The 15,467-nt window shown below is 38.1% G+C and carries 16 protein-coding genes; all 16 read left to right on the top strand.

The window, feature by feature from the left end; translation table 11 throughout:
• Window positions 1-7: 7 nt before the first annotated feature.
• The 16 genes from spoIIIAF to spoIVB all read left to right on the top strand — a co-directional run bounded on the left by spoIIIAF (window position 8) and on the right by spoIVB (window position 15,255).
• Window positions 8-637, top strand: coding sequence for a stage III sporulation protein AF (spoIIIAF, locus tag AC4E8C_RS16350; RefSeq protein ID WP_490207714.1), 630 nt, complete (start codon window positions 8-10; stop codon window positions 635-637).
• Window positions 630-1,280: a stage III sporulation protein AG gene (spoIIIAG, locus tag AC4E8C_RS16345; protein WP_490207713.1), complete on the top strand. Its 651-nt coding sequence runs from the start codon at window positions 630-632 to the stop codon at window positions 1,278-1,280. Before spoIIIAF ends, spoIIIAG begins: the two co-directional genes overlap by 8 nt.
• A gap of 16 nt (window positions 1,281-1,296) precedes the next feature.
• Entirely contained in the window at window positions 1,297-1,848 is a 552-nt protein-coding gene (locus AC4E8C_RS16340) for a SpoIIIAH-like family protein (RefSeq protein WP_490207712.1), read from the top strand.
• 252 nt (window positions 1,849-2,100) lie between these two features.
• A complete protein-coding gene (gene accB, locus AC4E8C_RS16335) occupies window positions 2,101-2,610 on the top strand; it encodes an acetyl-CoA carboxylase biotin carboxyl carrier protein (protein WP_490207711.1) in 510 nt (169 codons plus the stop codon).
• 12 nt (window positions 2,611-2,622) lie between these two features.
• A complete protein-coding gene (accC, locus tag AC4E8C_RS16330; RefSeq protein WP_490207710.1) occupies window positions 2,623-3,978 on the top strand; it encodes an acetyl-CoA carboxylase biotin carboxylase subunit in 1,356 nt (451 codons plus the stop codon).
• 19 nt (window positions 3,979-3,997) lie between these two features.
• The gene (locus AC4E8C_RS16325; RefSeq protein ID WP_490207709.1) at window positions 3,998-4,405 is read left to right on the top strand and encodes an Asp23/Gls24 family envelope stress response protein; all 408 of its coding nucleotides are present in this window, start codon (window positions 3,998-4,000) and stop codon (window positions 4,403-4,405) included.
• A 283-nt stretch (window positions 4,406-4,688) separates the two neighbouring features.
• Window positions 4,689-5,069, top strand: a complete 381-nt coding sequence (gene nusB, locus AC4E8C_RS16320; protein WP_490207708.1) for a transcription antitermination factor NusB — start codon at window positions 4,689-4,691, stop codon at window positions 5,067-5,069.
• A gap of 54 nt (window positions 5,070-5,123) precedes the next feature.
• Window positions 5,124-5,981, top strand: coding sequence for a bifunctional methylenetetrahydrofolate dehydrogenase/methenyltetrahydrofolate cyclohydrolase FolD (folD, locus tag AC4E8C_RS16315; RefSeq protein WP_490207707.1), 858 nt, complete (start codon window positions 5,124-5,126; stop codon window positions 5,979-5,981).
• 159 nt (window positions 5,982-6,140) lie between these two features.
• The gene (gene xseA / locus AC4E8C_RS16310; RefSeq protein WP_490207706.1) at window positions 6,141-7,499 is read left to right on the top strand and encodes an exodeoxyribonuclease VII large subunit; all 1,359 of its coding nucleotides are present in this window, start codon (window positions 6,141-6,143) and stop codon (window positions 7,497-7,499) included.
• Entirely contained in the window at window positions 7,489-7,722 is a 234-nt protein-coding gene (locus AC4E8C_RS16305; RefSeq protein ID WP_490207705.1) for an exodeoxyribonuclease VII small subunit, read from the top strand. Before xseA ends, AC4E8C_RS16305 begins: the two co-directional genes overlap by 11 nt.
• Window positions 7,723-7,724: 2 nt before the next feature.
• Window positions 7,725-8,618: a polyprenyl synthetase family protein gene (locus AC4E8C_RS16300; protein WP_490207704.1), complete on the top strand. Its 894-nt coding sequence runs from the start codon at window positions 7,725-7,727 to the stop codon at window positions 8,616-8,618.
• Window positions 8,619-8,804: 186 nt separating this feature from the next.
• Complete coding sequence (gene dxs / locus AC4E8C_RS16295) at window positions 8,805-10,715, top strand: 1-deoxy-D-xylulose-5-phosphate synthase (protein ID WP_490207703.1); 1,911 nt, start codon at window positions 8,805-8,807, stop codon at window positions 10,713-10,715.
• Complete coding sequence (locus tag AC4E8C_RS16290) at window positions 10,705-11,541, top strand: TlyA family RNA methyltransferase (RefSeq protein WP_490207702.1); 837 nt, start codon at window positions 10,705-10,707, stop codon at window positions 11,539-11,541. The genes dxs and AC4E8C_RS16290 overlap by 11 nt, the downstream gene beginning before the upstream one ends.
• Before the next feature lie 144 nt (window positions 11,542-11,685).
• A complete protein-coding gene (gene ahrC, locus AC4E8C_RS16285) occupies window positions 11,686-12,135 on the top strand; it encodes a transcriptional regulator AhrC/ArgR (RefSeq protein WP_490207701.1) in 450 nt (149 codons plus the stop codon).
• 16 nt (window positions 12,136-12,151) lie between these two features.
• A complete protein-coding gene (gene recN / locus AC4E8C_RS16280) occupies window positions 12,152-13,834 on the top strand; it encodes a DNA repair protein RecN (protein ID WP_490207700.1) in 1,683 nt (560 codons plus the stop codon).
• 131 nt (window positions 13,835-13,965) lie between these two features.
• Window positions 13,966-15,255 carry a SpoIVB peptidase gene (gene spoIVB, locus AC4E8C_RS16275; protein ID WP_490207699.1) on the top strand — a complete coding sequence of 430 codons (1,290 nt, stop codon included), beginning with the start codon at window positions 13,966-13,968 and terminating at the stop codon, window positions 15,253-15,255.
• The last annotated feature ends 212 nt before the right edge of the window (window positions 15,256-15,467 follow it).

Raw genomic sequence — 15,467 nt, 5'->3', positions numbered from 1 at the left:
ATGAGAGATGGATTTTTTAACAGAATGGGTTACAAATATAATCCTCTTTATTTTGTTAGCAACTGTCATCGATATGCTGCTTCCGAATTCCAGCATGCAGAAATATACCAAAATTGTTACCGGTCTACTCTTAATTGCCATTATTCTTACTCCCATCCTCAAGCTAATCACCAAAGATTTTGAATCAGTACTTGATTCGATCCCAACCTACCATGCACCTGGAGAAAAAAATATGAAAAATTCCATAGATTTAAAGAAAAAAGAAATACAAGCCTCACAACATGCATATATTTTAAAAGAAATGGCTGTCCAGCTAAAAAAGGATGTTAATGAGGAGTTGATGGAACAATACGGATTGGAGATTGAAAAAATTGATCTAGCCATAAATGAAGAAAGTGACCAAGCATTTCCCGAAAACCTCCAAAAGGTAATGGTTCTTCTAAAACAGCCAGAAAAAGGCCTGAAGACAGTCGAAGCAGTAAAACAAATCGAAATTAATACAGAGAAACCTCTTCCTTCTGGTGGATCAACTAAAGAAACAGAAAAGATTGCCTCATTTCTTTCACAGAAATGGAATGTAACAGAAGAAGCTGTGGAAGTTTCGATTGAAGGAGGGATTAAAAACAATAATGGATAACAACCAAGGACCATTATCATGGCTCAAAAAAATACTTAAACTTGATAATAAGGGTGAGAAAAAACCCGGTAAATACCAGTATATGATTCTTGTCCTCTGTATTGGTGCAGCGTTTATGCTTGCAGGAAACATATTATTTAAAAAGGACAGCAGCCTTGCAACAGTCCCAGCAGCAACAAGTGAAAAAGTGAATTCTGAGGATGTACCTGCATTTGGCCTGAAGAAAAGTTCAGGCAATAAGGCCATTGCGGAATATGAGGAAAAGTACGAAAGTCAAATGAAAAAGGCTTTGCAAGAAATGCTGGGTGTTAGTGATGTCACCGTTCTCGTAACGATTGATTCAACCGATAAGAAAGTACTTGAGAAAAATAGGGTGACCAAATCGCAAACAACAGATGAGACGGACCGCGAAGGTGGACAGCGGAAAGTAGTTGATTCCTCAACGGATGAACAACTGGTCATTATCCGTGAAGGAGAAAAAGAAGTTCCTATTATTGTAGAAACCAAGAAACCAGAGATTCGCGGAGTACTAGTAGTTGCCAAGGGAGCAGATAATATTGAGGTAAAAAAATGGATTAAGGAAGCAGTTACAAGGGCTTTAGGAGTACCAAGCCATAGAGTCGCTGTCATGCCTAAAAAATAAAAGGGGGATTTCATTTATGCTATTGAAAAAACAAACTGTTTGGTTATTAACAATGTTAAGTTTAGTGGTGGTGTTATCGGTTTACTATATTACTTCACCAGAACAAAAGAGCAATGACCTTACAGCCCTGCAGCAAAAAGCGAAAGATCAAAATCAAGGTAAAACGAAAACAGAGACCAAGGACGGAAAAACAGTTGTTTCAAGCGTAGCAGGTGATTTAGCATTCGAAGAACTTCGAATGAAGCTTGAAGATTTGCGCAGTGAACAGCAAGAGGAGTTAACGACTCAGCTGGCATCCACCGATCTTTCCGCAGATGAAAAAAGTAAAGTAAAAGATCAAATGGATCAATTGCATAAAATTGCTCAAAGTGAAGAATTGTTAGAAACATTTATTAAAACAATGGGATATGACGATGTACTTGTAAGAGCAGATGGACAAAAAGTCATCGTAACAGTTAAAGCTAAAAAGAAGCCTTCCGCTTCCGAAGCAAACAAAATAATGCTAGAAGTGAAAAAAGAAATTGACGAAACCAATTATGTAGCTGTGGAATATCAACCAGCAAAATAATTCCGTTTAAAAGGAAAGTTCGAAGCTTTCCTTTTTTGCTTTGTTTACGGAGATAAAGAAAAGGGAAAACTAATATTTTGAATTGAAATAACCGTTAAAATTCCCTTTTTATCCGAAAGATATTAAGATAAGTATAGATTGGAGCAGGCAAATGTGGGCTGAATATTAATAAGATGATTGAACTTTTACTAGATATTATCGTATAGTATTAATAGTTAGTACTAATTTAAGTCGTACAAGGAGTGTTACTTAATGTTAAAAGTACAGGAAATTCGCGAACTGATTAAATTGGTTGACCAATCGAGCATTGATGAATTTGTTTATGAAATTGATGGGTCCAAAATAAAAATGAAGAAAAATACTACTTCAACAGTTGTTTCAAATGTTAGTCCAGTTGTTCCTGAAACTGCAATTGTTCCAGCGGCTCCAGTTACTACAGTTCAAACAGCACCTCCGACGGTTCAGGAAGTGACACAAGAAACAGCTAATTCAGAAGTTAGCAGTCAAACAAACACTGCGAATTTACACAAAATTACTTCACCAATGGTTGGAACTTTTTATTCTTCACCTACACCAGATGCTGATAATTATGTTAAAGCGGGAGATAAAGTTTCACAGGATTCCATTGTTTGTATTGTTGAAGCAATGAAGTTATTTAATGAAATTGAGGCAGAGGTAAATGGAGAAATTGTTGAAGTACTTGTTAAAAATGGCCAATTAGTAGAATACGGACAGCCTTTATTTTTAGTAAAGCCTGAGTAAGGAGCGTACAGGATGATAAAAAAACTGTTAATTGCAAACAGAGGAGAGATTGCAGTAAGGATCATACGTGCCTGCCGGGAAATGGGCATTGAATCTGTAGCTGTTTTCTCAGAAGCAGACCGTGAAGCACTGCACGTTCAACTGGCAGATGAAGCGTACTGTATAGGACCAACGTCGTCAAAAGACAGTTATTTAAACGTAACTAATATAATTAGTGTTGCAAAGCTCACAGCATGTGATGCTATCCATCCGGGTTATGGTTTCCTCGCTGAAAATGCCGATTTTGCGGAACTATGCCGAGAATGCAATATTACATTTGTTGGCCCAAGCCCTGAAGCAATTTCAAAGATGGGAACAAAGGATATTGCTAGAGAAACGATGCGTGAAGCAGGAGTGCCGATTGTTCCAGGTTCAACAGGTATCATTAATGATATTGAGGAAGCACTAGAACTTGTAAAAAAAATAGAGTACCCAGTCATTATTAAAGCTACGGCTGGAGGCGGCGGTAAAGGGATCCGCGTCGCCAAGAATGAACAGGAGCTAATTAAAGGAATTTCAATTACACAGCAGGAAGCCATGACGGCATTTGGGAACCCTGGCGTCTACATAGAAAAATATATTGAGGATTTCCGCCATGTTGAAATTCAAGTCCTTGGTGATAATTATGGCAATACGATTCACCTAGGTGAAAGAGATTGTTCGATTCAGCGCAGACTCCAAAAACTGCTTGAAGAATCACCATCACCTGCTTTAGATGGAGAAATTCGTGAAGAAATGGGAAATGCAGCAGTAAAAGCTGCAAAAGCAGTTGATTATTCGGGTGCAGGAACGGTAGAATTTATATATGACTACCGCAATCGAAAATTTTATTTTATGGAAATGAATACAAGGATCCAAGTGGAGCATCCCGTAACAGAAATGATCACTGGAATTGATTTAATAAAAGCACAGATTCGTGTTGCTAACGGTGAAAAGCTTATGTTAAGCCAGCAGGATGTTACTTTTACCGGATGGGCAATTGAATGCAGAATTAATGCAGAAAATCCTGAAAAGAATTTCATGCCTTCTGCCGGAAAAATTAAAATGTACTTACCGCCTGGCGGGTTAGGTGTTCGCATCGATTCTGCGGCATATCCAGGATATACGATACCTCCTTATTACGATTCCATGATTGCGAAGGTTATCACGTATGGCAGCAGTAGGGAAGAAGCAATCTCAAGAATGAAACGTGCATTAAGTGAGTTTGTTGTTGAAGGCATTCACACAACGATACCGTTCCACTTAAAACTGCTAGAGCATGACAAATTTGTGGAAGGCAGTTTTAATACTAAGTTCTTGGAGCTGCACGATGTGATGAAGTCTAAATAAATATCCGGAGGTGTTTTGGATGAGTGAATATAACGTCTTGGAAATGGATCAAGGAAACAATGGACATGGAAAAATTGAAATTGCCCCTGAAGTTATTGAAGTTATTGCAGGGATTGCAGCATCTGAAGTTGAAGGTGTGGCTGGGATGCGTGGTAATTTTGCCGCAGGAGTTGTTGAACGGTTAGGGAAAAAAAATCACGGTAAAGGTGTAAAGGTAGAACTTACCGAATCAGGAATAAAAGTAGATGTGTACTGCTTAATGAAGTTTGGCACATCCATTCCGACTGTTGCAGGTAAAATCCAGGATAACATTCGGCAGGCATTGCTTAATATGACGGCATTGGATGCAGAAGAAGTCAACATCCACGTGGTTGGAATTCAATTTGAAACTCAAAAGAACGAAGTCGAGATTGAATCTGAAATCTAATCAAGAAAACTCGCCGTTAGGCGAAGGCAGAGGCGTAGTCACTTTTTCAAAGTAGGAAAGTTCATACTATCCTATCTGCCAAGAAAAACCAAAGGAATATTCCTTTGGTTTTTCTGTTTTTTTGAAAAAGCGTTTTCATTTGCATAATATATTTGGGATATCGTGCGAATCCATTTTAGTTATGCTATTATCTTTTTATGTGCAAAAGATTCGCATGTTTTCTTTTTTATGTACGAAAAATAGACAAAATAATTTTAATATAACTAAAGGAGTTAACGGTATAATGAAGAGAAGAACTGCAAGAGAAAAGGCGCTGCAAGCCCTTTTTCAAATTGATGTAAGCAATGCAGAGGCAACCGACGCGATTCAACATGTTCTAGATGGTGAGTCAGGGGACGAATACCTTTCAAACCTAGTATCAGGGGTCGTGGAACAAAAAGAAGAAATTGATCAACTAATTGTGAATCATCTCGAAAAATGGACGTTAGATCGTCTAGCAACGGTTGACCGAAATTTATTAAGAATGGCCGTTTATGAATTGAAATTTTCTCAAAATGAAGTGCCAGAAAATGTTATTTTAGATGAAGCGATTGAGATAGCTAAAATTTATGGAGATGACCAATCAAGTAAGTTTATCAATGGTGTTCTTTCCAAAATTAAATAAACTCCTGAATAAATTAATTGATTAGGTACTCTCACTAAGGGAGAGATATTTACGATGACTGCTCATATCATTAATGGCAAAGAAATTGCTGCGAAAAAAAGATTAGAGATAGCCGGACAGGTTGAAAAAATAAAAAGTCACGGGGTCACACCTGGATTAGCAGTTATTCTTGTAGGGGATAATCATGCTTCTCAGACCTATGTAAAAAATAAAGAAAAAGCCTGTAATGAACTCGGAATGTACTCGTTATTGATTGAAATGCCAGAGGAAGTTTCCGAGCAGGAATTACTTCAAAAAATTGAAGAATTGAATGAAGCTCCTGACATACATGGAATCCTGGTTCAACTTCCATTGCCAAAACATATTGATGAAAAAAAGGTAATAGAATCAATCTCCCCACTGAAGGATGTTGATGGTTTCCATCCCATAAATATTGGCAGGATGATGACAGGGCAAAATGCCTTCCTTCCTTGTACACCATATGGAATAATGGTGTTACTTGAAGAATCAGGAATTTCAATTGCGGGAAAAAATGTTGTAGTTGTTGGAAGAAGTAATATTGTTGGTAAGCCTGTAGGACAATTATTCTTAAACCGTGATGCGACCGTAACATATTGTCACTCCAAAACAAAAGATTTATTGTTACATACTAGACAAGCAGATATTCTTGTTGCAGCTGTTGGGATTGCCAATTTTATCAAAGCGGAGCATGTTAAAGAGGGTGCAGTTGTCATTGATGTTGGAATTAACCGCAATGAAGCTGGGAAACTTTGTGGGGATGTGGCTTTTGAAGAGGTAAGTGAAAAAGCTGGTTACATTACTCCAGTTCCTAAAGGCGTTGGACCAATGACAATTACGATGCTCATGTATAATACCTTAAAATCCGCTGCTGAAAGCATTGACCGTGATTAAGTAGGAAATTGTCCTTATCATATTACATGGTTGGTTCCATCTGTCAATAAAGACAATCAAGTGGGCTAATTATAAATAGATAAGGACAGTTTTATGCTCTTTGCTAAGAGAGATTGACGGGACCCCGCACATAACCTTTGGTCCCAAAAGGAGTTCTATATGCAGGAACAAAGATATTTAACTGTAAATGCTTTAACTAAATATATTAAAAGAAAATTTGATGTCGATCCCCATTTACGAGAAGTTTTCGTAAGAGGAGAAATTTCAAATTTCAAGCAGCACTCAAGCGGCCATATGTACTTTACATTAAAAGATGAAAAAGCTAGGATTCTCGCCGTTATGTTTTCCAGTCAGTCACGTTTTATGAAATTTTCTCCGGAAAATGGTATGAAGGTTATTGTAAAAGGTGATGTGTCTGTATATGAACCGAGTGGTCAATATCAAATATACATAAAAGAAATGCAGCCGGACGGGATTGGGGAATTGTTTTTAGCATATGAACAATTAAAACAAAGACTGGAAGCAGAGGGATTATTTTCTCCAGAAGCAAAAAAGGCAATTCCATTGTATCCCAGAACAGTTGGCGTGATTACTTCTCCCACAGGTGCAGCGATTCGGGATGTTATTACGACTATTAAGAGACGGTATCCTATTGCCAATATCCTTGTATTCCCTGCACTCGTCCAGGGGGATAACGCTGCTCCATCCATTGTTAAAGCAATTGAGAAAGCAAATACAATGAAGGACATAGATGTTTTAATTGTCGGACGTGGTGGAGGTTCAATTGAAGAGTTATGGGCCTTTAATGAAGAAGTTACTGCTCGTGCCATTTATTCATCCGCCATTCCCATTATCTCAGCGGTTGGCCATGAAACGGACTTCACCATTGCTGATTTTGTTGCCGATTTACGTGCTCCAACGCCAACGGGGGCAGCAGAACTGGCCGTTCCACATATTGACGAGCTGGTGGACAGAATCCTCCAGCGTCAAACCCGTCTCCTCCGTGCCATGAATGGGAAGTATCAGTTTGAAAAAGAACGGTTAATTCGTGTTCAAAAGTCATATGCGTTTCGTTATCCACACCGGTTATACGAACAAAAGCTGGAGCAACTTGATAAATTAACAGAATCACTAGTTCGCGGAACGTCTCGTTTAACCCAATTAAAAAAAGGTCAACATGAGATTCTATTTAAACGGTTGCAGCGAAACCATCCAAAAGAAGCTTTGCAGGATGCGAAAAACAGCCTTGGCCGACTCGAAAAAGACATGAATCGCTCAATGGTCCAGATACTCGCAAAGAAACAAACAGAATTTGACAGAATCGTTTCAACCTTACAAGCGTTGAGTCCACTAAAAATTATGGAGCGCGGCTATAGTTTGGCTTATTCGGAAGATAACCACCTAGTGAAAAGTGTAAAACAGGTAAAGGTTCAGGAACAAATTCAGATCCAATTACAAGATGGCAGCCTATTCTGTAATGTTGAGACAATAAAGGAGAGAGACAATAGTGGCGACTGAAAAAACAATAACCTTTGAAGATGCAATGAAGAAGCTTGAACAAATTGTAGAAAAGCTTGAGGAAGGCGATGTTCCTTTAGAAGAGGCAATTCTTAGCTATAAAGAAGGGATGGAACTTTCAAAATTATGTCATGATAAATTGAAAAATGTAGAAGAACAGTTAACACAGATCATCACGGAGGATGGACGGGCTGAAAGTTTTTCTATTGCTGAGGAGGAATAGACTTGGAAACCGGATTACTTGAGACATTTGCAAAAAAATATAAACAACTGCTTGATTTCGAACTACGAGCGCTAGTTGAAAAGCTGGATGCTCCTTCAGTGATCAAGGAATCCATGATTTATTCCCTTGAAGCAGGCGGTAAAAGAATTCGTCCATTATTATTATTCGCAACATTAGATGCATTTGGAATAGATCCTCAAAAAGGGCTGCATGCTGCTTGTGCAATTGAAATGATTCATACTTATTCATTAATTCATGATGATTTACCAAGTATGGATAATGATGACCTGCGGCGGGGGAAACCGACGAACCATAAGGTGTTTGGTGATGCCATTGCTGTATTAGCTGGTGATGCCTTGTTAACCTATAGTTTTGAAGTTATGGGAAAGCTGTCAAATGAATTTGCTTCGTCTGCTGCGAAGCTAAAATTAGTAATCGAAATGGCGAAGGCTGCAGGAACGGAAGGAATGGTCGGCGGACAAGTAGCTGATATGCAGGGGGAAGGAAAGAACCTCACCATTGAAGAACTAGAGTACATCCATGTACATAAAACTGGAAAGCTGCTCATGTTTAGTGTGGCTGCGGGAACGATTTTGGCGGAGGCTAATCAAAGTCAAATAGAAAACCTTTCTGCCTTTGCACATCACCTTGGTCTTGCTTTTCAAATCCAAGATGATATTCTAGACTTGGTAGGTAATCAACAAATCATTGGTAAGCCTGTAGGAAGTGATACAGTCAACAATAAAAATACCTACCCATTGTTATTATCCTTGGATGGTGCAAGAGCGGCATTGTATAACCATATTAACCTTTCGAAGGACTACCTAAAAAAAACTGGTTTAAATACCACCTTGCTTAGGGAAATAACGGATTTAGTTGCTTCAAGGGACCATTAAGGGTGTTTGAGGCAATGAAGGAAGTGTGTTATAATTGTTTTCAATGTAGAGAACGTTGTTAATGCCGTTATCACTTATCGTGTTAGCGGCTATTTTTTCAAAAGCAGAAGTGTAGACTAGCCGTGTGTGCTAGACCATTCGAAAAGTTAAAATAGACAGAATCAGTATGAAAGTGAGTGGTCCATAATGGATTTGTTATCAATAAAGGACCCATCCTTTTTAAAAGGGATGTCGAATAATGAGTTGGAGGCATTAAGTAAGGAGATCCGCCAATTTTTAGTTGAAAAGTTATCTGTAACTGGAGGCCATATTGGACCGAACCTAGGCGTAGTGGAATTAACTATTGCTTTACATAAATGTTTTGATAGTCCAAAAGATAAAATTATCTGGGATGTTGGCCATCAATCGTATGTTCATAAAATCCTAACTGGCAGAGCAGCTGAGTTTGATACATTAAGACAATTTAAAGGCTTATGTGGTTTCCCAAAACGAATTGAAAGTGAGCATGATGTATGGGAGACAGGTCATAGTTCTACTTCGCTTTCAGCTGCAATGGGAATGGCAATTGCTAGAGATTTGAAGAAAGAAAAGTCTTTTGTTGTACCTGTTATTGGTGATGGTGCTTTAACTGGCGGGATGGCATTGGAGGCTTTAAATCATATTGGCCATGAAAAGAAAGACATGATTGTTATCTTAAATGATAATGAAATGTCGATTGCACCAAATGTTGGAGCCTTGCATAATATTCTTGGCCAATTGCGGACTGCTGGTAAATACCAGTGGGTTAAAGATGAACTCGAAGTATTGCTGAAAAAAGTACCAGCTGTGGGTGGTAAATTAGCAGCAACTGCTGAGCGAATAAAGGATAGTTTAAAATACCTGTTTGTTTCAGGAATGTTTTTTGAAGAGTTGGGGTTCACTTACTTAGGTCCAATCGATGGACATAATTTTGAGAACTTATTCGAAACGCTAAGTTTTGCAAAAAAAACTGAAGGTCCTGTTATTATTCATGTTATCACAAAAAAGGGAAAAGGATACCAGCCTGCGGAAAGTGATAAAATTGGAACTTGGCATGGGACTGGTCCATATAAAATGGATACGGGTGCCTTTGTTAAACCAGCTAAAAAGCAGCCCCCTGCATGGAGTAGTCTTGTAAGTGAAACTGTTCGTAAGTTGGCGAGAGATGACGAACGAATAGTCGCCATAACTCCAGCAATGCCGGTTGGTTCCAAGCTAGAAGGGTTTGCTGCGGAGTTTCCCGACCGAATGTTTGATGTAGGAATTGCAGAACAGCATGCCGCTACGGTTGCCGCTGGGTTAGCAACACAAGGAATGAAACCTTTCTTGGCGATTTATTCAACATTTTTACAACGGGCATATGACCAAGTTGTACATGATATTTGCCGTCAAAATTTAAACGTCTTTATCGGCATTGACCGTGCCGGTCTTGTGGGTGCAGATGGGGAAACACATCAAGGTGTGTTTGATATTGCTTTTTTAAGACACATTCCTAATATTGTACTTATGATGCCTAAGGATGAAAACGAAGGTCAGCATATGGTATATACAGCCATAAATTACGATGATGGTCCAATTGCCATGAGGTTCCCGCGTGGAAATGGTATGGGTGTTAAAATGGATGAGAACCTTCACCGTATACCAATAGGCACGTGGGAAGTCTTAAAAGAAGGCAATGACGCAGCCATTTTAACCTTCGGTACAACCATCCCAATGGCACTCGAAGCAGCCGAGATTCTTGAAAAGCAAGGGCTTTCCATAAGAGTGATAAATGCTCGATTTATTAAACCGTTAGATGGAAAAATGCTGACGAGCTTGTTGGAATATGATATTCCGCTTCTCACCATTGAGGAAGCTGTCCTTCAAGGTGGTTTTGGCAGTTCTGTCCTTGAATATGCACAAACACAAGGTCAAAGCAAAACCCCAATTGATCGAATTGGAATCCCAGACCAATTTATTGAACATGGGGATGTTGGTTCATTATTAGAAGAAATTGGTTTAACAACCGAAGAAGTTGTTAAAAGAGTATCAGTATTAGCTAGGAAAAAACGACAAAGGGCTTTAATCAATGAAAAATAAAGAACGGGTAGATGTATTATTAGTCGAACGAGGCTTAATTGAGACACGAGAAAAGGCAAAAAGGGCTATTATGGCTGGGCAAGTCTATACAAATGAAGAGCGGTTAGATAAACCAGGGGAAAAAGTATTGGTGGATATTCCTCTTACTATTAAAGGAAAAATGCTTCCCTATGTCAGTCGAGGAGGTTTAAAACTAGAAAAGGCCTTAAAGGTCTTCGATGTGAATGTCTTGGACAAGGTATTGCTTGACATAGGTTCATCAACGGGAGGATTTACCGATTGTGCACTGCAAAATGGGGCGAAAATGTCATATGCCCTGGATGTTGGCTACAATCAGCTTGCTTGGAAGTTGAGGCAGGATGAACGAGTGGTAGTAATGGAAAGAACCAATTTTCGTTATGTCACACCTGCAGACTTAAAAAGAGAAATGCCTAATTTTGCAACCATAGATGTGTCATTTATCTCCTTAACCTTAATATTGCCTGTGTTAAAAACACTACTCATACCTGGCAGTGATATTGTTGCTCTTGTGAAGCCGCAATTCGAGGCAGGTCGTGAGCAAGTAGGGAAAAAGGGCATTGTTCGGGATGAAAAAGTCCATTTACAAGTAATCGAAAAAATTATTAATTTCTCTATTCAACAAGGTTATATTGTAACCAATCTGTCTTACTCTCCCATTACAGGTGGAGATGGAAATATAGAGTTTTTACTTCACTTAAAATGGGAAGGCGAACGGGAAATAGGGATCAACCGATTACCTGTTCAACCTAATGACATAGTGAAGGAATCACATCTTGAATTTCATACGAAACGGGAAGAAGGGTAGGCGAAAGCCTATCCTTCTTTTGTATATTCTTGTATAATTATAAATAAAAAAATGTACATTACGACAAAAATGGGCTAAGATATGGGTAGATGCGACATTTTAGTACATAACATACTAATGTTTTTATCATTATGGGGTGAAAAAATGAATAAAGGCCAACGCCATATCAAAATAAGAGAAATCATTGCAAGCAATGATATTGAAACGCAAGATGAGTTAGTGGATGAATTAAAAAGTGCAGGCTATAATGTAACTCAGGCAACTGTGTCACGGGATATTAAAGAATTACATCTTGTAAAAGTACCTTTAACCGATGGCCGCTATAAATACAGCCTGCCTGCTGACCAACGATTTAATCCGCTTCAAAAACTAAAAAGATCATTAATTGATGCGTTTGTTAGAATTGATTCTGCTGGTCATTTATTAGTCATGAAATGCCTGCCAGGGAATGCAATGGCAATTGGTGCACTCATTGACAATCTGGATTGGGAAGAAATTTTAGGAACAATATGTGGTGATGATACTATGTTAATTATTTGTCGAACACCTGAAGACACTGAAATCATCACCAATAGGTTCCTTGATATGCTGTAAATTGGGGGAATGTTCCTTGTTAGCAGAATTATCAATTAAGAATTTTGCCATTATTGAAGCCTTATCCATCTCTTTTGAAAAGGGTTTAACCGTTTTGACAGGAGAGACAGGGGCAGGAAAGTCAATTATTATCGATGCCATTCATTTACTTGTTGGAGGAAGAGGATCTGCTGAATTTGTCCGTCATGGTGAAGATAAAGCAGAAATCGAAGGGTTATTCCAAATAGATGACTCTAACCATCCGGTGTTCATGAAGGCAATGGATTTTGGTATCGATATTGAAGAGGGAATGGTCGTTTTACGACGCGATATTTCCCGAACTGGAAAAAGTATTTGTCGGGTTAATGGAAAACTTGTTACGATCTCTACCCTTCGTGAAATTGGTGCAACGCTTGTCGATATTCATGGCCAGCATGAACACCAAGAACTGATGGATGAAACGAGACATTTACCACTGCTGGATCAGTTTGGGGCTGAAGATATTTTCCCTTCTCAGCATGAATATACACAAGTATTTCGACGTTATGAACATACTTTACATAAGTTGAAATCACTAAGTGAAAATGATCAGCAGACCGCTCATCGTCTTGATTTAATTCAATTTCAATTAGATGAAATTCAAAAGGCTAACCTAAAACCTCATGAGGATGAAGCGTTATCCGAGGAAAAAAGAAAATTAGGGAATTTTGAAAGGGTGTTTGAAGCTATTCAAGCTGGTTATACAGCCTTACGAGGGGAACAGAAGGGCTTAGATTGGATTGGACTAGTGATGGGCTATCTTGAAGATGCAGCAACACTAGACTCGAATTATAAAGACCTCTTTGATTCCGTCTCCAACAGTTTTTATCTGTTGGAGGATGCTGCACATTCGTTACGGAATGAGTTAGACATACTTGAATATGATCCTAAAAGGTTAAATGAAATTGAAGAGCGACTAAATGAAATCAATCAACTTAAACGTAAATATGGAAAGACCATTGATGAAATTTTGGAATATGCTGCAAAGATTGAAGAAGAAATTGAAACATTACAAAATAAAGAAACACATATTAGCGAGCTGGAGAAAGAATTAGCTTCCATACGAAAGGACTTAGTACTTGAGGCCAAACAATTAACGGAACTTCGACATAAATGGGCGGATAAATTGACAAAATTAATCCATAAGGAATTAAAAGAATTGTATATGGCCAAAACCATATTTGAAATCCGGTTTGAATCCGATTTAAATCATTTTTCTAAAAATGGGGTCGATCATGTAGAATTTTATATTTCTACAAATCCTGGTGAACCATTAAAACCTCTTTCAAAGGTGGCATCTGGGGGGGAACTGTCGAGGATTATGTTAGCTTTAAAGAGCATTTTCTCTAAGCACCAAGGGGTTACTTCCATTATTTTTGATGAAGTAGATACGGGGGTTAGCGGCCGAGTGGCTCAATCAATTGCTGAAAAGATTTATAAAGTGGCTGTTGGTTCACAGGTACTTTGTATATCACATTTGCCACAAGTAGCTGCTATGGCTGACACGCATTTATTTATAGCTAAGATTGTTAAGGGTGGACGAACAAAAACCTCTGTTACGTCACTGACTATGGAAGAGAAAATTAAGGAAATAGGCCGGATGATTTCTGGTACGGAAATTACGGATTTAACTAAGAAACATGCAGAGGAATTATTACAATTAGCAGTAAAAACTAAGTGAATTTGAAAAGCTATCCAAATTGGGTAGCTTTTTTATATTGAACTAAGTTATAAATGATTGTCAAGGAGGCAAAATTAAAGATGTAGCCATTTATTAAAGTGCAGTGAAAAGAAGCGAGGAGAGTGAAGAATGTGAATTTAGATATAATTAGAAAGTTTATTGGTGGAATTCTCCTTGTTTCATTAATTAGCCTAAGTTTTTTTCAACCTATACAACAGTACCTTTCAATGCCTAAAACGATTACTGTTTTTGAAGGGCAAAATTACACATTTCAAAAGGCTGCACCGGTATCAGCCACAATAGCTTCTCATCAAGCGAATATAACCCTTAATCAGGAAAAGCATTCGGTATCAGTTAAAGCAAGTGGAAATGGCAAAAATGAAATGCTGTTAGAATATGCAGGTATCCCCATTAAAAAGGTCGATGTACATGTTTTAAAAGATTTCCGAGTCCTGCCAGGCGGTCAATCAATTGGTGTAAAGTTAAATACCGTAGGTGTTTTAGTGGTGGGGCACCATTTAATCAACACCGAAAATGGAAAAAAATCTCCGGGTGAAATTGCAGGAATAAAAGTTGGAGATATAATAACAGAAATTAATGGTAATAAAATTGAAAAAATGACTGACGTAGCTCCATTTGTACAAACAGCGGGTCAAGATGGTAAAGCCCTTAATATGGTAATAAGCAGGGAAAGCGGCAAATTTACCACTAAACTTACCCCATTAAAAGACAAAGGTGAAAGCAGCTATAAGCTTGGCCTGTATATTAGAGATTCGGCTGCTGGAATTGGAACTATGACATTTGTCCATCCCCAATCTAAAAAATATGGTGCCCTGGGACATGTCATTTCAGACATGGATACCAAGAAGCCGATTGTAGTTGAAGATGGTCAAATTGTCCGTTCAACCGTGACTTCTATTGAAAAAGGAAGTAATGGTGACCCTGGTGAAAAACTTGCACATTTTTCTACAGATCGTGAAATTGTAGGCAATATACAAAAGAACAGCCCGTTTGGAATTTTTGGAGAATTAAATAAAGAATTAAAAAATGGTGTAATGGATAAACCATTGCCAATTGCTTTATCACATCAGGTTAAAGAAGGACCTGCGAAAATTTTAACAGTAGTTAATGATGACCGAGTTGAAGAATTTGATATTGAAATTGTCAGCACAATTCCGCAAAAGTTTCCAGCTACAAAAGGCATGGTCATAAAAGTAACAGACCCAAGACTCCTTGAAAAAACAGGAGGAATTGTTCAAGGGATGAGTGGCAGTCCGATTATACAAAATGGTAAATTAATCGGAGCCGTTACACATGTTTTTGTCAATGATCCTACATCAGGGTATGGGGTCCATATTGAGTGGATGCTTAATGAAGCTGGAATTAATATATATGAAACACCAAAAAATAAGGCAAGTTAAAAAAGAGCAAAATAGGTGAAGTGGCCTATTTTGCTTCTTTTATTTCCCCAAGATTAATCGACAAAATTAAGTAATATATTAATTAAAAAGCGAATTACGTCGAAAAAAGAAGGAAAACAAAGAAAAAATAAGATTTTATCACTAATTTAAGAAATATTAAAAAATTGAGAGGAATTTTTGTTGCATTGTCGAATTTGTACTTTAGAATAGAA

Source organism: Neobacillus sp. SRL179 (assembly GCF_984799095.1).
Note: the sequence above shows the minus strand (reverse complement) of the source record. Positions and strands in the feature narration are given on the sequence as shown.